This window comes from Pseudomonas mandelii (assembly GCF_024138395.1).
Taxonomy (GTDB): domain Bacteria; phylum Pseudomonadota; class Gammaproteobacteria; order Pseudomonadales; family Pseudomonadaceae; genus Aquipseudomonas; species Aquipseudomonas mandelii_E.
This window is the reverse complement of record NZ_JAMYDU010000036.1, coordinates 26,147-42,494: the sequence shown is the minus strand read 5'-3', so window position 1 is coordinate 42,494 and position 16,348 is coordinate 26,147. Positions and strand designations below refer to the sequence as shown.

General features: G+C 58.3%; 16 protein-coding genes. 11 read left to right on the top strand and 5 right to left on the bottom strand.

Annotated features, from left to right (window positions below; genetic code table 11):
- Nucleotides 1–203: 203 nt before the first annotated feature.
- Nucleotides 204–1,424 carry a CaiB/BaiF CoA transferase family protein gene (locus NHU87_RS27200; protein WP_253554391.1) on the bottom strand — a complete coding sequence of 407 codons (1,221 nt, stop codon included), beginning with the start codon at nt 1,422–1,424 and terminating at the stop codon, nt 204–206.
- Between the two features lie 13 nt (nt 1,425–1,437).
- The gene (locus NHU87_RS27195) at nt 1,438–2,619 is read right to left on the bottom strand and encodes an acyl-CoA dehydrogenase (protein ID WP_253554387.1); all 1,182 of its coding nucleotides are present in this window, start codon (nt 2,617–2,619) and stop codon (nt 1,438–1,440) included.
- Between the two features lie 157 nt (nt 2,620–2,776).
- Here NHU87_RS27195 and NHU87_RS27190 point away from each other — a divergent pair, with 157 nt between their 5' ends.
- The 10 genes from NHU87_RS27190 (at nt 2,777) to NHU87_RS27145 (ending at nt 12,575) form a co-directional block, all read left to right on the top strand.
- A complete protein-coding gene (locus NHU87_RS27190) occupies nt 2,777–3,676 on the top strand; it encodes a LysR family transcriptional regulator (RefSeq protein WP_253554384.1) in 900 nt (299 codons plus the stop codon).
- 434 nt (nt 3,677–4,110) lie between these two features.
- Nucleotides 4,111–5,232, top strand: a complete 1,122-nt coding sequence (locus NHU87_RS27185; protein WP_253554382.1) for a Re/Si-specific NAD(P)(+) transhydrogenase subunit alpha — start codon at nt 4,111–4,113, stop codon at nt 5,230–5,232.
- A gap of 15 nt (nt 5,233–5,247) precedes the next feature.
- Nucleotides 5,248–5,571, top strand: coding sequence for an NAD(P) transhydrogenase subunit alpha (locus NHU87_RS27180; RefSeq protein ID WP_003187010.1), 324 nt, complete (start codon nt 5,248–5,250; stop codon nt 5,569–5,571).
- A complete protein-coding gene (locus NHU87_RS27175; RefSeq protein WP_253554372.1) occupies nt 5,571–7,007 on the top strand; it encodes an NAD(P)(+) transhydrogenase (Re/Si-specific) subunit beta in 1,437 nt (478 codons plus the stop codon). Before NHU87_RS27180 ends, NHU87_RS27175 begins: the two co-directional genes overlap by 1 nt.
- A gap of 189 nt (nt 7,008–7,196) precedes the next feature.
- Nucleotides 7,197–8,690, top strand: coding sequence for an acetyl-CoA hydrolase/transferase family protein (locus tag NHU87_RS27170; RefSeq protein ID WP_253554369.1), 1,494 nt, complete (start codon nt 7,197–7,199; stop codon nt 8,688–8,690).
- A 319-nt stretch (nt 8,691–9,009) separates the two neighbouring features.
- Nucleotides 9,010–9,225 (top strand): DUF1127 domain-containing protein, encoded by a 216-nt coding sequence (locus NHU87_RS27165; RefSeq protein ID WP_253554367.1) that lies wholly within the window; start codon nt 9,010–9,012, stop codon nt 9,223–9,225.
- Between the two features lie 303 nt (nt 9,226–9,528).
- Nucleotides 9,529–9,846, top strand: a complete 318-nt coding sequence (locus NHU87_RS27160) for a DUF2388 domain-containing protein (protein WP_253554365.1) — start codon at nt 9,529–9,531, stop codon at nt 9,844–9,846.
- Nucleotides 9,847–9,953: 107 nt separating this feature from the next.
- Entirely contained in the window at nt 9,954–10,268 is a 315-nt protein-coding gene (locus NHU87_RS27155; RefSeq protein ID WP_253554349.1) for a DUF2388 domain-containing protein, read from the top strand.
- Between the two features lie 28 nt (nt 10,269–10,296).
- Nucleotides 10,297–10,617 carry a DUF2388 domain-containing protein gene (locus NHU87_RS27150; protein WP_253554345.1) on the top strand — a complete coding sequence of 107 codons (321 nt, stop codon included), beginning with the start codon at nt 10,297–10,299 and terminating at the stop codon, nt 10,615–10,617.
- Entirely contained in the window at nt 10,614–12,575 is a 1,962-nt protein-coding gene (locus NHU87_RS27145; protein ID WP_253554341.1) for a DUF7844 domain-containing protein, read from the top strand. The genes NHU87_RS27150 and NHU87_RS27145 overlap by 4 nt, the downstream gene beginning before the upstream one ends.
- 296 nt (nt 12,576–12,871) lie before the next feature.
- Here the strand turns inward: NHU87_RS27145 and trpA are convergent, their stop codons facing one another.
- Nucleotides 12,872–13,684: a tryptophan synthase subunit alpha gene (gene trpA, locus NHU87_RS27140; RefSeq protein ID WP_253554338.1), complete on the bottom strand. Its 813-nt coding sequence runs from the start codon at nt 13,682–13,684 to the stop codon at nt 12,872–12,874.
- On the bottom strand, nt 13,684–14,919 hold the full coding sequence (trpB, locus tag NHU87_RS27135; protein WP_253554327.1) for a tryptophan synthase subunit beta: 1,236 nt from the start codon (nt 14,917–14,919) through the stop codon (nt 13,684–13,686). The genes trpA and trpB overlap by 1 nt, the downstream gene beginning before the upstream one ends.
- Nucleotides 14,920–15,031: 112 nt before the next feature.
- On the opposite strand from trpB, the gene NHU87_RS27130 reads away from it, so the two are divergent.
- A complete protein-coding gene (locus NHU87_RS27130; RefSeq protein ID WP_253554324.1) occupies nt 15,032–15,925 on the top strand; it encodes a LysR family transcriptional regulator in 894 nt (297 codons plus the stop codon).
- Here the strand turns inward: NHU87_RS27130 and NHU87_RS27125 are convergent.
- On the bottom strand, nt 15,922–16,248 hold the full coding sequence (locus tag NHU87_RS27125) for a DUF883 family protein (protein ID WP_253554321.1): 327 nt from the start codon (nt 16,246–16,248) through the stop codon (nt 15,922–15,924). The genes NHU87_RS27130 and NHU87_RS27125 overlap by 4 nt on opposite strands.
- Nucleotides 16,249–16,348: the final 100 nt, after the last annotated feature.

Here is a 16,348-nt window from a genome sequence, read left to right as displayed (position 1 = left end):
CTGTCGAAAACTGCGTAACTCTTTGTTTACCAAGGAGTTTTCCGTTTCGACTGCGCCGGAAGTGGGGCGAATTATAGACTTCCAAAATCTGCCGTCAACCCCTGATTACGCTTTTCTATCAATAACTTGCGGAAAGCCTGAAAACTGCACTATTCCTTCTATATAGGAGAGCAAAACCAGCCCCTCTATATAGAAGGAAATCCTCAGAGCACTCCAGACGCCTTGAACCCGGCAACAACGCCGGCATCCAGACCCAACACCCGCTGCAGAACCTCCAGCGTATGCTCACCCAACAAAGGAGGGGCACTACGGTACTCCACCGGAGTCTCGGACAGACGTATCGGGCTCGCCACCTGCGGCACCATCCCGGCCAAAGCATGAGGCAGCTCAATGGCCAGCCCACGCGCCCGAACCTGAGGATCGGCAAACATCTGAGCCAGATCATTGATCGGCCCGCATGGCACGCCTACCTGCTCCAGCTGCGCCACCCATTCGGCGGTAGTCTTGAACACGGTCGCCTGGCGGATCAGCGGAATCAATACTGCTCGGTTAGCCACCCGCAATTTGTTGGTCGCGAAACGTGGATCATCCGCCCACTGCGGCTGACCAGCCACCTGCGCAAACTTGCGGAACTGCCCATCGTTACCCACGGTGAGGATGAAATCGCCATCGGCCGTAGGAAAGTCCTGATAAGGCACGATATTCGGGTGAGCGTTGCCCAGGCGCTTCGGCGCATTGCCTGTAGTCAAATAATTCATTGCCTGATTGGCCAGACAAGCCACCTGAACATCCAGCAATGCCATATCTATATGCTGACCGCCACCGCCCTGATCCCGGTGAGCCAAGGCCGCGAGGATCGCTACCGTTGAATAGAGACCGGTCAAAATATCTGTCAGCGCCACGCCGACTTTCACCGGGCCCGCGCCTTCATCTCCTTCGGGACGACCGGTCAAACTCATCAGACCGCCCAAGCCCTGGATCATGAAGTCATAACCCGCCCGCTTGGCATATGGACCGGTTTGACCGAATCCGGTGATCGAGCAATAGATCAGCTTCGGATTAATTGCCTTGAGCGACTCATAGTCCAGCCCATAAGCCGCCAGGCCACCGACCTTGAAATTTTCAATGAGGATGTCCGACTTCGCCGCCAGCTCACGCACGAGCTGCTGCCCCTCTGGCCGCGTGAAGTCGATGGTCACCGATTGCTTGTTGCGGTTGGCGGACAAGTAATAGGCCGCCTCGCTGGTGTTCTCGCCATAGGCGTCTTTAAGGAACGGAGGCCCCCAGGCGCGCGTATCATCGCCATTGCCCGGGCGCTCGACCTTGATGACTTCGGCGCCAAGGTCCGCCAGGATCTGCCCGGCCCAAGGCCCGGCAAGCACCCGCGATAAATCCAATACCCGTAGATGCGAAAGCGCGCCCATGGCCGTTCTCCTATTAATAGAACGCCTGGATGCCGGTCTGCGCGCGACCGAGGATCAATGCGTGGACGTCATGCGTACCTTCATAGGTATTCACCACTTCCAGGTTGACCAAGTGCCGAGCGACGCCGAATTCATCGGAAATGCCGTTACCACCCAGCATGTCGCGCGCCATTCGAGCAATGTCCAGGGACTTGCCACAGGAGTTGCGCTTCATCATCGAAGTAATCTCGACCGCAGCAGTGCCTTCATCCTTCATACGACCAAGACGCAGGCAGCCTTGCAGCGCCATGGTGATTTCGGTCTGCATGTCAGCCAGCTTCTTCTGGATCAACTGTGTGGCCGCCAATGGACGACCAAACTGCTTACGATCCAGGGTGTACTGGCGAGCGGTGTGCCAGCAGAACTCGGCAGCGCCCAGTGCGCCCCAGGAAATGCCATAACGCGCCGAGTTAAGACAGGTAAAAGGACCTTTCAAGCCACGGACATCCGGGAAGATGTTCTCTTCAGGGACAAACACGTTGTCCATGACGATCTCGCCGGTGATGGATGCACGCAAGCCAACCTTGCCGTGAATCGCCGGAGCGCTAAGGCCTTTCCAGCCCTTCTCCAGAACAAAACCACGAATGTCGCCCGCGTCGTCCTTGCCCCAAACCACGAACACATCCGCGATCGGGCTGTTGGTGATCCACATTTTGCTGCCGGTGAGGCTGTAGCCGCCTTCCACTTTGCGTGCACGAGTAATCATCGCGCCCGGGTCGGAACCGTGGTCAGGTTCGGTCAGACCGAAGCAACCGATCCATTCACCCGAGGCCAGCTTCGGCAGGTATTTCTGCTTCTGTGCTTCGGTACCAAATTCGTTGATCGGAACCATGACCAGCGAGGACTGCACGCTCATCATCGAGCGATAGCCAGAGTCGACACGTTCGACTTCACGGGCAATCAGACCGTAGCTGACGTAGTTAAGGCCGCTGCCACCGTATTGCTCAGGAATGGTCGCACCCAACAGACCCACTTCACCCATCTCGCGGAAGATCGCCGGGTCGGTCTTCTCATGACGGAAAGCTTCGAGAACACGCGGAGCGAGCTTCTGCTGAGCGAATTGCTGAGCCGCGTCGCGAATCATGCGTTCTTCTTCGGTGAGCTGTTGATCCAGCAACAGGGGATCGATCCAGTTGAAGCTAGCCTTACCGCCCATGAGTGAGTCCTCTCGAATCGGGTCAAATAACGTGGAGTGATCCTAGGCCGGGTTGGCCGTCACGACAAACGAGGATTTTGCATAGTGTTGTGCTAATTTCTCACTCCGTAACGTCGCAAAATGGCTTATATGCGATGTACTAGTGAGGTTGACGTACATGCGTAGGAAGATCCCCAGCACTACCGCCCTGATCAGCTTTGAAGCTGCAGCGCGCCACGAGAGCTTTACCAAGGCAGCCCAGGAACTTTCCCTCACGCAGGGAGCGATTTGCCGACAGATCGCCAGCCTTGAGGAGTTCCTCAGCGTCGAACTGTTCCGTCGCTCGCGGCGCGGAGTGAAGCTGACGGAGGCCGGACTTTCCTACAGCCGCCGAGTGGCCACCCAGCTCGACGCGGTTGAACGCGACACCTTGTCAGTGATGGGTCAGCAAGGTGCCAACGTGATCGAGCTGGCGGTGGTGCCAACCTTCGGCACTCAATGGCTGTTGCCGCGACTCAAGGACTTTCAGCACAAACACCCGGAAGTGACGGTCAACCTCACCAACCGTACCCGCCCCTTCCTGTTTGCCGATACCGATTTCGATGCCGCGATCTATTTCGGCGACGCCGATTGGTCGGGTACCGAATCCCACAGGCTAATGGGCGAAAATCCGATGCCGGTGTGCAGCCCCACGTTACTAGGCGAAAAAACCAACCTGAGCCCCGGTGAAATCGCCGAACTGCCCCTGCTGCAGCAGACCACACGCCCTTATGCCTGGCGCCAGTGGTTCAACTCCCAAAACCTGAATATCCCGCGAGACATGACAGGGCCGCGTTACGAGCTATTCTCCATGCTTGCTCAAGCGGCGATGCACGATATGGGGATCGCGCTGATACCACCGTTCCTGATTCAGCGCGAATTGGCAGAGAAGCGTCTGGTGATTGCCAACGCCCAGGCACTCTCGAGCATCAAGGCCTATTACCTGATGATTCCCGAGCGAAAGGTCGAATCTGCGTCTTTAAGGGCATTTCGAGATTGGCTGGTGAATCAGGCACAAAGCTACAGCCTAGAAGGATAAAGGCTCCACGTTATTAGCTGACCTCGTAGTCAGAAAAACAAAAGCACTACAGATATAAGTATTTGTCGCATATTGGCAGACTGTACCGAGGAGTAGCACAAACGTCCTACAAAGGCCTGAATACGTGGCCTTGAGCCTCTATTGGCAGGCAATGACGCCTCATTCACCGTGCCGATGTGTAAATTCTTGAATTTTGGACAAAATCCTCACAGGCCACGGCCTGCAAGGGATTGCACCGACCAGTGCGACATTCGGTCACGGGGTGACTTGTAGTTAATTTTCCGTCACCCGTCATAATCCCTTGAAGGGCACAAAGTTCGCCTGCAAAATGCCGCGCCCCGCCCTGATTTGGCGGGATCGTGCTGATCGGCCGCCCCAGACGCACCATCCGAAGTGCTTGGGTTTACTCAATAAGATCACGCAGGAGATTTGACGTGCACATTGGTGTTCCTCTCGAAACCCAGACGGGTGAAACACGGGTTGCTGCAACCCCGGAAACCATCAAGAAGCTGATCGGCCAGGGTCATAAGGTCACTGTGCAAAGCGGCGCCGGCATTAATGCCAGTGTTGTCGACAGTGCTTATGAAGCGGCGGGCGCAACCATTGGCAGCGCCAACGATGCGTTTGGCGCCGAGCTGATTCTCAAGGTGGTCGCCCCCAGCGACAGCGAGCTGACGCTGATCAAGAGCGGCACCGTTGTGGTGGGCATGCTCAATCCGTTCAGCAATGAAACCATTGCCAAGATGGCTGAGTGCGGCATTACCGCGTTCGCGCTGGAAGCCGCACCGCGCACCTCCCGTGCGCAGAGCCTGGATGTGTTGTCTTCCCAAGCGAACATTGCCGGCTATAAAGCCGTGTTGCTGGCTGCTCATCACTATCCTCGCTTCATGCCGATGCTGATGACTGCGGCGGGAACCGTGAAAGCGGCGCGCGTGCTGATTCTTGGCGCTGGTGTAGCCGGTTTGCAGGCGATTGCCACGGCGAAACGTCTGGGCGCGGTGATCGAAGCGTCCGATGTGCGTCCTGCGGTGAAGGAACAAATCGAATCCCTGGGTGCGAAATTCGTCGATGTGCCGTACGAAACCGATGAAGAGCGCGAATGCGCCGTCGGTGTCGGCGGTTACGCGCGCCCAATGCCGGCCAGCTGGATGCAGCGCCAGGCCTTGGCCGTGCACGAACGCGCCAAGCTGGCTGACATCGTCATTACTACTGCGCTGATCCCGGGCCGCAAGGCGCCGACGCTATTGAGCGCCGAAACCGTGGCGCAGATGAAGCCAGGCTCCGTGGTCATCGACCTCGCGGCAGCTCAGGGCGGCAACTGCCCGCTGACCGTGGCCGATCAAGTGGTCGTCGAGAATGGCGTGACCATTTGCGGCCCGACCAATCTGGCCGGTGCGGTCGCGGCAGACGCGTCGGCACTGTACGCGCGCAACCTGCTGGACTTCCTGAAGCTGGTCTTCAACAAAGAAGGCCAGTTTGAAGTGAACCTCGAAGACGACATCGTCGCCGCGTGCCTGATGTGCCGCGACGGCCAAGTCATCCGCAAAAACGCCTAAGCAGGGATTCAGACGATGGAAGAGCTTATCTCCCCCGGTATCTACAACCTGATCATCTTCGTGCTGGCGATTTATGTCGGTTATCACGTGGTGTGGAACGTTACACCTGCACTTCACACGCCGTTGATGGCGGTGACCAACGCTATTTCGGCGATTGTGATCGTCGGCGCCATGTTGGCGGCAGCTTTGACCGTGACCCCACTGGGCAAGACCATGGGCACCCTGGCGGTGGCTCTGGCGGCAGTGAACGTGTTCGGTGGTTTCCTCGTGACTCGCAGAATGCTTGAGATGTTCAAGAAAAAAGCCCCGAAAGCCGTAAAAGAAGAGGCGCCCAAGTAATGAGCATGAATTTGGTAACGACGCTCTACCTGATCGCGTCGATCTGCTTCATCCAGGCCCTCAAAGGCCTGTCGCACCCGACCACGTCGCGGCGCGGCAATGTCTACGGCATGCTCGGCATGGCGTTGGCGATCCTCACTACCGTGGGTCTCATCTATAAGCTAGGGGCAGAGCTCGCTACTGCCGGCATCGGTTACGTCATTGTTGGTCTGTTGGTCGGCGGCACCGCCGGTTCAATCATGGCCAAACGCGTTGAAATGACCAAAATGCCAGAACTGGTCGCCTTCATGCACAGCATGATCGGTATGGCCGCCGTGTTCATCGCTATCGCGGCGGTGGTCGAGCCGCAGTCTCTGGGCATCGTTAAACAGCTGGGTGATCCGATTCCGGCGGGCAACCGTCTGGAGCTATTCCTCGGCGCAGCCATCGGTGCAATCACCTTCTCCGGTTCCGTGATCGCGTTTGGCAAGCTGTCGGGCAAGTACAAGTTCCGTCTGTTCCAGGGCGCACCGGTACAGTTCGCTGGCCAGCACAAACTGAACTTGCTGCTGGGTCTGGCAACGCTGGCATTGGGCATCACCTTCATGCTCACCGGCAGTCTCAGCGCTTTCGCGCTGATGCTGGCCCTGGCCTTCGTGATGGGCGTGCTGATCATCATCCCGATCGGCGGCGCCGACATGCCTGTCGTGGTGTCGATGCTCAACAGTTACTCCGGCTGGGCAGCAGCGGGTATCGGCTTCTCGCTGAACAACTCGATGCTGATCATTGCCGGCTCGCTGGTCGGTTCGTCCGGTGCGATCCTCTCCTACATTATGTGCAAGGCGATGAACCGTTCGTTCTTCAACGTGCTGCTCGGCGGTTTCGGCAACACAGCAGATGCCGCTGGCCCGGCAGGCTCGAAAGAAGCCCGCCCGGTGAAATCCGGTTCGGCTGACGACGCGACCTTCCTGCTGACCAACGCCGACACGGTGATCATCGTTCCGGGCTATGGCCTGGCGGTGGCCCGCGCGCAGCACGCATTGAAAGAGCTGACCGAGAAGCTGACCCACCGCGGCGTGACCGTGAAGTATGCGATTCACCCGGTTGCGGGTCGGATGCCTGGCCATATGAACGTATTGCTGGCCGAGGCCGAAGTGCCTTACGACCAGGTGTTCGAGATGGAAGACATCAACTCCGAGTTCGGTCAGGCCGATGTGGTGTTGGTGCTCGGCGCCAACGACGTAGTCAACCCGGCCGCCAAGAACGACCCGAAATCGCCGATTGCCGGCATGCCGATTCTCGAGGCGTTCAAAGCCAAGACCATCATCGTCAACAAGCGCTCGATGGCCAGCGGTTATGCCGGTCTGGACAACGAACTGTTCTACCTGGACAAGACCATGATGGTTTTCGGCGACGCCAAAAAAGTCATCGAAGACATGGTCAAAGCCGTCGAGTAAAACCCTTCGGCAACCTGAACGCCCCGACTCGTCGGGGCGTTTTTGTTTGTGGCTGTTACCGATCCTGTAACGGTGTTTTGTCCGAAAGGCCCGGAATAGACACCTCGAATGCGACCTTGGTAGCGGGACGGACAACAATCAAATTCACTAGACTGCGCACCTTGCTTTCTGTTGCCGAGATAACCATCCATGTACCGTGACCGTATTCGCTTGCCTTCATTGTTGGACAAGGTGATGAGCGCCGCCGACGCTGCCACTCTGATTCAGGACGGCATGACCGTCGGCATGAGCGGCTTTACCCGAGCCGGCGAAGCCAAGGCCGTGCCTCATGCCCTGGCCGAGCGCGCCAAGGTCGCGCCGCTGAAAATCACCCTGATGACCGGTGCCAGCCTGGGCAACGACCTCGACAAACAACTGACTGAAGCCGGCGTACTGTCGCGACGCATGCCGTTCCAGGTGGACAGCACCCTGCGCAAGGCAATCAATGCCGGCGAAGTCATGTTCATCGACCAGCACCTGTCGGAAACCGTAGAGCAACTGCGCAATCAACAACTCAAGCTACCGGACATTGCGGTAATCGAAGCCGTGGCAATCACCGAGCAGGGCCATATTGTGCCGACCACTTCGGTAGGCAACTCGGCCAGCTTCGCGATTTTCGCCAAACACGTGATCGTCGAGATCAACCTGGCCCACAACCCGAATCTCGAAGGTCTGCACGACATCTATATCCCGACCTACCGGCCGACCCGCACGCCTATTCCGCTGGTGAAGGTCGACGACCGCATCGGCAGCACCGCCATCCCGATACCGCCAGAAAAAATCGTCGCGATCGTGATCACTAACCAGTCCGACTCGCCGTCTACTGTCTTGCCACCGGACAGTGACACCCAGGCCATCGCTGATCACCTGATCGATTTCTTCAAACAAGAAGTGGCTGCCGGGCGCATGACCAACAAGCTCGGCCCGCTGCAAGCTGGTATCGGCAGCATCGCCAATGCGGTGATGTGCGGCTTGATCGATTCACCGTTCGAAGACCTGAGCATGTATTCCGAAGTGCTGCAGGATTCGACTTTCGATCTGATCGACGCTGGCAAGCTGAGCTTTGCTTCGGGCAGTTCGATCACCCTGTCGAGCCGGCGCAATGCCGATGTATTCGGGAATCTGGAACGTTATAAGGACAAGTTGGTGCTGCGCCCCCAGGAAATTTCCAATCACCCCGAAGTGGTGCGGCGCCTGGGCATTATCGGCATCAACACCGCGCTGGAATTCGACCTGTACGGCAATGTCAATTCCACCCATGTCTGCGGCACGCGGATGATGAATGGCATCGGCGGCTCCGGGGATTTCGCGCGCAATGCGCACCTGGCGATTTTTGTCACCAAGTCGATCGCCAAGGGCGGGGCGATATCCAGCGTGGTTCCCATGGTCAGCCACGTCGACCACACAGAACATGACGTCGACATTCTCGTGACCGAAGTAGGTTTGGCCGACCTGCGTGGCCTGGCACCGCGTGAGCGTGCCCGGGTCATCATCGACAACTGTGTTCACCCGGACTATCGCCCAGCCTTGAATGATTACTTCACTGCCGCTTGCGCAGTCGGCGGGCACACTCCCCACATCCTGCGTGATGCCTTGAGTTGGCACATAAACCTGGAAGAAAACGGGCACATGCTGGCGGTGTAATTGATACAGATTGCAGCTGACGCAAACACAGTTTCGTCAGCTCGCTGTGATAATACTCAACTCACTCAAAAACTGTACTGCTGTACCGGTCTTTTCCTACGGCATTTACCTACCTTTTGCGTGGAAGCGATCAAAAATGCACCTAATTAGTGCAGATAGATACAGTTGCCTCAATTTCGACCAGTACACTGCCTTTTAACAGTTAACTGGTCTCTCACAATACAGGTGAACTGTATCTACAGAGACTGGCCTAACGAGAGGATCATTGGCATCAGTTAAACCACTACCTAATCCCGCCATAAGCGGAAGGATGTCAACCATGGAACGTACACTCAGTTCCGAGCTGTTCTTCGAAGACAAAGCTGTAAACACCCAGGCTTCCATGCCTCTGCGCGTTCTCGCCAACCTGATGCTGTGGCAGCGCCGCATCTCCAGCCGCCATCAACTGGCTCGTCTGGATTCGCGTCTGCTGGCTGACGCAGGGATTAGCGAAGCACAACGCTACGAAGAGCTGAGCAAGCCGTTCTGGCGCTAAGTTAGCGTCGCTGGCTCTGATCCTCCGGATCCACCGCCAGCACCCGAATTGAACAAACAAAACCCGTCGTGGGAAACCACGACGGGTTTTGTCGTTTTGGAGCTTCGTATTGGATCGTACAACGGAGATAATCATCACACAGGTACAATTTTAAGATAATGTAGATATTACCAGTACAGTTTTATTGGACTGTTCTAATCGATGTGCACAAGCCTAATATCCAGACAGAACGTGGCGAACGCTTTACGACAGGCGTCTGATCCTGCGCCACCTCTAAACCGGTCTATCCAAAGGAGCTACCCCATGTCCCGTCTTCGTCTGCTCAGTGCTGCCGCCCTGCTTGTCGTGGCTGCCAATTCCCACGCCACCAGTTTTATCGTGACCACCGATTCCATTGTTGGTGGGCTGAAGTCCTCCTCTGACGCTACGTCGGACATTTCGTCTTCGTTTCACGATGACAAAATCGTCCGCGCTGCTCGTGACGACGCAGCCAGCTTCGTCGCCAGTGAAGGCGCCATTCGTGGTGTGAAACTGGAAAGCGCTCTCGACCATATCCGCCAACAGGCTCCGCAACTGAATGCGACCGATGCACAGCTGGCCCAAGCCATCCTGACGATCTAAGCGACAGCTCTGACGCGGGACACGCACGTCGTGTCCCCATGTTTCGGCGCTGGCTCTAGCCCGGGCATTGCGCTAGCCTTGGGACTCGCTTTCAGCTATCGAGTCTCATGCGTTTTCTTTCAAATCTATCGATCACTGCGGTTCTTCTTGCGGCTTGCTGGTCGGGTTCGGCCCATGCCTTCGACGCTTTCAACCTGTCTACGCAAGGCACCGTGGCCAGTGGTTATGCCACCAGCATGGTGACCTCCGCGCCCTTCGACCATAAACTGTTGATCGCCCGGGATGACGCCGCCGCATTCATTGCCAGTGATGGCCGACTACGAGGAGCGCAACTGGAATCCGCCTTGATTTACCTGCGCCGGACCCAGCCAAAACTTCATGCCAGCGACCTTGAACTGGCGCAGGCAATTCTCGTCCAATAGTTATCCCTCGTTCCTCCGGAGTCGTTCCATGCGTAACCCGCTGATTGCTGCCACCCTTGGCCTGCTGTTGTTGGCCGATCTGGCCCAGGCGCAAACCCTGGTAGCCACCAGTAACATCATCATTCGTGCCTCCGAGCGCACGCTTGATTTCACATCCGATACCACCACGTCCATCCGCGATTCGAAGATTGTCCGTGAAGCCCACGACGATGCGGCCAGTTTCGTCGCCAGCGACGGTGAAATCCGTGGTGCGCACCTGGAAGCGGCCTTCGACACCTTGCGCACCCGCGTACCGGAAGCCCGGGACGCCAGTGATCAGGTTCTCGCCGAAGCCATCCTCGCCCTGTGAAGTCATTAGGCGCCTGGCTGTTGGCCGGGGTTGTATTGCTGCTCGGCAATACGGCTCAGGCTGGCCTGCAATTACGGCTCAAGACCGACGGTCTGAGCCCCGCGCAACAGCAGGCCAGTCAGGCACTGCTCGATGAAGCCATGCAGGCTTTACCATCGCGTTTCATTGAGCAATTGGACCGGCGCATTGATGTCGGCTGGACCGACGACATGCCGAGCGATGCTTACGGCCAGGCGTCGCTGGTGTCCGAACTCGACCTGAATCGCAATCTGCTCGCCAGTCTCACCAACGGCAGCGCCGCGACCCAAAAAACCTATCGTCCCCACGGCACCGTGCGCCGGGAAATGCTCGCCACGGTGTTGCACGAACTCACCCATATTTATGACCGCGCGCGTCTGTGGCCAGACGCCGAGCGCACGCTGATCCAGCGCTGCACGCGACGCAACAGCAGCTCAGGGCTGATCGGCATCCCCGACCAATGCCGCGGGCAGACGGAACGACGCTGGACCCTCAGCGATGACCCTCGCCTGCTGGATTTGGCCGGCTGGCCGCAATACGTCGGTCGGCGCGGCGAGCGCGAACAACACAACCGGCAGATTGCCCGCAGCCCGGACATCTACGAGACGAGCAGCCCGAAGGAGTTCGTCGCGGTCAACATGGAGTACTTCCTTCTCGACCCAAGCTATGCCTGCCGTCGTCCTGCGCTGTATCGCTACTACAAAGAACATTTCGGTTGGGCGCCCGCCGCCAAAGACACATGCGCCCAATCATTCGCCTTCCTCAATGCGGGTAACGACTTCGCCAAGCAGCCCTTGGGTCAGGTCGATCCGGAGCGGGTTTACGCTGTTGACTATCTTCTGGCCGAAGCCAACCAGAACTGGGTCAGCCGCTGGGGCCACAGCATGCTGCGACTGGTGATCTGTGCACCGGGTCGGCCTCGCGGGCCGGATTGTCGACTGGATCTGGATCAGCATCTGGTGTTGTCCTACCGCGCCTTCGTCGGGGACGTACAGCTGTCGAGCTGGGATGGGCTGGTGGGCAAATACCCATCGCGCCTGTTTGTCTTGCCGCTGGCCCAAGTGATCGACGAATACACCAAGACCGAATTGCGCAGCCTGGCTTCAGTGCCGCTGAACCTGTCGCACAGCGAGGTCGAAGACGTGGTGGAGCACGCCGCGGAAATGCACTGGAGTTACGACGGCAACTATTTTTTCCTGTCCAACAACTGCGCGGTAGAAGGTCTGAAATTACTGCGCAGCAGCACTAACAATGCGCAACTGGTCGGCCTCGACAGCATCATGCCCAACGGTTTGCTGGAAGTGCTCAAGGGCCGCGGATTGGCGGACACCAGCGTGCTGGACGATCCCCGCGAAGCGTTACGTCTGGGCTATCGCTTCGACTCCTTCCGCGATCGCTATCAAGCGATGTTCGAAGTGCTGAGGAAGCATTTACCGATCAAGCAGGACAAGGTCGAGGACTGGCTGGCCTTGAAAGCCGAAGAGCGACGCAAATGGTTTGACCAGGCTGACTTGCGTACCAGCGCGGCGTTGCTGCTGCTGGAGCAGGCCAGTTTCCGTCAGCAGGTTGTATTGGCTCAGGACGAAGTGAAGCAACGTTATCTGGGCGCTCGGGAGTTGAAGAATGGCAGCATGGATAAGGCCAATGCGACCTTGCAGCAGATTCTCGCCAACAGCGGCTTCCTCAGCCGTCCGGCCGAACTGCTTGGCACCGGTGGTTATGGTTTGCCGCAGTCGAACGAGTGGACGCGCCTGGAGTCGGAAAGCAGCCTGCGCCAGAAGCAGTTGCAAGCGCTGACCGGGGATCTCGATAAGCAAGTCAGAGCCTTGCTCGAACCGAGTCGTTCCGCCGAAATGGCCGCCAACGAAGCCAATCTGAAGCAGGTTGGCGACCATTTGAGGAAGCTGCACAAGGCTGCGGGTGGGTTGGAATTGCCCTAGTTGAAATAGCACGAGTTCTGTAGCAGCTGCCGAAGGCTGCGTTCGGCTGCGAAGCGGTCGTAAACCCAGGCAACTCGGTCTATCTGAAACGATGCGGTGCATGATTTCACGACTGCTTCGCAGCCGAACGCAGCCTTCGGCAGCTGCTACATAAGCCGGAGTTGGCTTGTTGGGATCCGCTCGTCAGTAGAGCACCCCACAGCAAAAAGGGCTTCAGAACGTAGTCCTGAAGCCCTCGGTCTTGCTGTTTAGTCTGTGCCGCGAGGCTCTAATTCCTCAATATCAGGAACTTTACTTCAGCTGACCCGCGCTTTATGTACGCCTTCAGACAACGCTGCGCACAGGCTGAGTACGCCCTCCACAGCCTGATCCGGCGTCGAGGCATTGGCGATGTGATCGATCAGTGCCGACCCCACCACCACACCATCGGCCAGACGTGCGATGGACGCTGCCTGCTCTGGTGTGCGGATACCAAAACCGATGCTGATTGGCAGATCGGTATGGCGACGCAGACGGGTGACGGCTTCTTCAACATGTTCCAGAGTCGCCGCGCCCGCACCGGTCACACCCGCCACCGACACGTAGTAGACAAAGCCGGAACTGCCGTTCAAGACCGTCGGCAAGCGTACGTCATCAGTCGTCGGGGTGGTCAGACGGATGAAGTCCAGGCCCGCCGCCTGTGCCGGGTCGCACAATTCACCGTTATGCTCGGGCGGCAAGTCGACCACGATCAGGCCGTCGACACCGGCCTCTTTGGCTTCAGCGATGAAACGCGGCACGCCGTACATGTGAATCGGGTTGAAGTACCCCATCAGCACCAGCGGCGTCTCGCTATTGCCTTCGCGGAACTCGCGAACCATTTGCAGGGTTTTCGCCAGGTTCTGTTTGGCGCCCAAGGCACGAATGTTAGCCAGTTGAATCGCCGGGCCATCGGCCATTGGATCGGTGAAGGGCATGCCCAACTCGATCACGTCGGCACCCGCTCCCGGCAAGCCTTTGAGGATCGCCAGAGACGTGTCATAGCTCGGGTCGCCAGCGGTCACGAAGGTCACCAGGGCGGCGCGGTTCTGTTCCTTGAGTTCGGCAAAACGCGTTTGCAGGCGGCTCATCAGTGTTTCTCCTGCTTGGATTGCTCTTGTTGAGCGTGTTCCATGTGGTGCATCACGGTCTGCATGTCTTTATCGCCACGGCCGGACAGGTTGACCACCATCAAGTGATCTTTCGGCAGCGTCGGTGCGCGTTTGAACACTTCGGCCAGGGCATGGGCGCTTTCCAGTGCAGGAATAATCCCTTCCAGACGGCAGCATTTGTGGAACGCGTCGAGGGCTTCATCGTCGGTTACCGAGGTGTACTGGACGCGGCCGATGTCATGCAACCAGGCGTGTTCCGGGCCGATGCCCGGATAGTCGAGGCCGGCAGAAATTGAATGAGCGTCGATGATCTGGCCGTCATCGTCCTGCAACAGGAAAGTACGGTTGCCGTGCAGAACACCCGGTACGCCGCCGTTCAGGCTGGCCGCGTGCTTGCCGGTTTCGATGCCGTAACCGGCGGCTTCAACGCCGATGATCTCGACGCTCTGATCATCGAGGAACGGGTGGAACAGGCCCATGGCATTGGAACCACCGCCAATGCACGCTACCAGGCTGTCGGGCAGACGACCTTCCTGGGCTTGCAACTGCTCGCGGGTTTCCTTGCCAATCACTGCCTGGAAGTCGCGAACCATTGCAGGGTATGGGTGCGGGCCGGCCACGGTACCGATCAGGTAGAAAGTGCTGTCGACGTTGGTCACCCAGTCACGCAGGGCTTCGTTCATCGCGTCTTTGAGGGTGCCGGTGCCAGCAACCACCGGGATCACTTCGGCGCCCAGCAGCTTCATGCGAAACACGTTGGCTTGCTGACGCTCGATGTCAGTGGTGCCCATGTAGATCACGCAATCGAGGCCGAAACGCGCAGCCACGGTGGCAGTCGCCACGCCGTGCATGCCGGCGCCGGTCTCAGCGATGATGCGTTTCTTGCCCATACGCCGCGCCAGCAGGATCTGGCCGATGCAGTTGTTGATCTTGTGCGCGCCAGTGTGGTTCAGCTCTTCGCGCTTGAGGTAAATCTTCGCGCCGCCGCAGAACTCGGTCAGACGCTCGGCGAAATACAGTGGGCTTGGACGTCCGACGTAATCCCGCTGGAAGTAGGCCAATTCTTCTTTGAACGCAGGATCTTCCTTGGCCGCTTCGTATTCGCGGGCCAGATCGAGGATCAACGGCATCAGGGTTTCGGCGACATAACGGCCACCGAACGCACCGAACAGGCCGTTGGCGTCGGGGCCGTTACGCAGATTAGTCTGGGTCATGGGTCGCTCCAGTTGTATTCGAGAGGTGACGATGGGGTTCACTCTACCCCTGACATCCCGCACTGAAAACCGATAAGATCGCCACAACCTGTCAGGAAAACTCACAGATCCCATGAGCCACGACCTTCCTCCGCTGAACGCCCTTCGCGCCTTTGAAGCCACGGCCCGCCTGAACAGCGTCAGTCAGGCCGCCGAACAGCTGCACGTCACTCATGGCGCGGTCAGCCGACAACTCAAGGTGCTGGAAGAACACCTCGGCGTGAGTCTGTTCATCAAGGATGGGCGCGGCCTGAAACTCACAGATGCCGGTGTCCGTTTGCGCGATGTCAGCGGTGAAGCCTTCGAGCGTTTACGCAGCGTTTGCGCCGAACTGACCCAGAGCACCGCCGATGCGCCGTTCGTGCTGGGCTGCTCGGGCAGCCTGCTGGCGCGCTGGTTCATTCCGCGTTTGGGGCGGCTCAATACGGACCTGCCGGATCTGCGTTTGCACCTGTCGGCTGGCGAAGGCGATCTCGATCCACGGCGGCCCGGCCTGGATGCTTTGCTGGTGTTTGCCGAGCCGCCATGGCCGGCGGACATGCAGGTCTACGAATTGGCCAGCGAACGCATCGGCCCGGTCATGAGCCCACGATTCGTCGGCTGCGAAAGGCTGCAGAATGCACCGACTCACGCACTGCTGACCGAACCCTTGCTGCACACCACCTCACGCCCGCAAGCCTGGCCGAGTTGGGCACAGCAAAACGGCCTCGATGCCAAGGCGCTGAAATACGGTCAGGGTTTCGAGCATTTGTATTACTTGCTGGAGGCGGCAGTGGCCGGGCTGGGTGTGGCCATCGCCCCCGAGCCGCTGGTGGCCGAGGACTTGAAGGCCGGTCGCCTGGTTGCGCCATGGGGTTTCTGTGAAACCCCGGCGCAACTGGCGTTATGGCTACCCAAGCGCGCCGCGGACGGGCGCGCTCGGCAATTGGCGCAATGGCTTAAAAATGAACTGCGCCAGGCCTCTTAATTACCGCGTTTGCACAACAGATAGGCCGCGAGCAGGCCCAGCGCACCAACAGCGACGCCGGCGGTAGTCCAAGGATGTTCCTGGGCATAGTCACGCGTCGCGATCCCGGTTTCACGGGTTTTGACCTTGACCTCTTCATAGGCATCGGCGAGCAGATGGCGGGAATGTTTCAGCGCGTTCTCGGCGTTGCTTTTCAGCGTTTTAAGGGTTCTACGCGACTCGTCCGAGGCGTCGTCCTTCAGGCTTTCCAACGATTTCAGCAGACTTTCGATCTCGGCTTCCATGCTTTGCAATGAGGCTTTGCGTAACGAGGTGTTGGCCATGGTGGATCTCCTGCATTGTTTGAGTTGCGTGTGTTGGTTGGGACTTCAGGGGTTCGAGAAAGTGCAGTAAATCTGAACTTCCCCTCGGATTGGTCGACAG

Coding starts and splice junctions, on each gene's coding strand:
- NHU87_RS27200 (WP_253554391.1), bottom strand. CDS start 1,424: ATGGGCGCGCTTTCGCATCTACGGGTATTGGATTTATCGCGGGTGCTT.
- NHU87_RS27195 (WP_253554387.1), bottom strand. CDS start 2,619: ATGGGCGGTAAGGCTAGCTTCAACTGGATCGATCCCCTGTTGCTGGAT.
- NHU87_RS27190 (WP_253554384.1), top strand. CDS start 2,777: ATGCGTAGGAAGATCCCCAGCACTACCGCCCTGATCAGCTTTGAAGCT.
- NHU87_RS27180 (WP_003187010.1), top strand. CDS start 5,248: ATGGAAGAGCTTATCTCCCCCGGTATCTACAACCTGATCATCTTCGTG.
- NHU87_RS27175 (WP_253554372.1), top strand. CDS start 5,571: ATGAGCATGAATTTGGTAACGACGCTCTACCTGATCGCGTCGATCTGC.
- NHU87_RS27170 (WP_253554369.1), top strand. CDS start 7,197: ATGTACCGTGACCGTATTCGCTTGCCTTCATTGTTGGACAAGGTGATG.
- NHU87_RS27165 (WP_253554367.1), top strand. CDS start 9,010: ATGGAACGTACACTCAGTTCCGAGCTGTTCTTCGAAGACAAAGCTGTA.
- NHU87_RS27160 (WP_253554365.1), top strand. CDS start 9,529: ATGTCCCGTCTTCGTCTGCTCAGTGCTGCCGCCCTGCTTGTCGTGGCT.
- NHU87_RS27155 (WP_253554349.1), top strand. CDS start 9,954: ATGCGTTTTCTTTCAAATCTATCGATCACTGCGGTTCTTCTTGCGGCT.
- NHU87_RS27150 (WP_253554345.1), top strand. CDS start 10,297: ATGCGTAACCCGCTGATTGCTGCCACCCTTGGCCTGCTGTTGTTGGCC.
- trpA (WP_253554338.1), bottom strand. CDS start 13,684: ATGAGCCGCCTGCAAACGCGTTTTGCCGAACTCAAGGAACAGAACCGC.
- trpB (WP_253554327.1), bottom strand. CDS start 14,919: ATGACCCAGACTAATCTGCGTAACGGCCCCGACGCCAACGGCCTGTTC.
- NHU87_RS27130 (WP_253554324.1), top strand. CDS start 15,032: ATGAGCCACGACCTTCCTCCGCTGAACGCCCTTCGCGCCTTTGAAGCC.
- NHU87_RS27125 (WP_253554321.1), bottom strand. CDS start 16,248: ATGGCCAACACCTCGTTACGCAAAGCCTCATTGCAAAGCATGGAAGCC.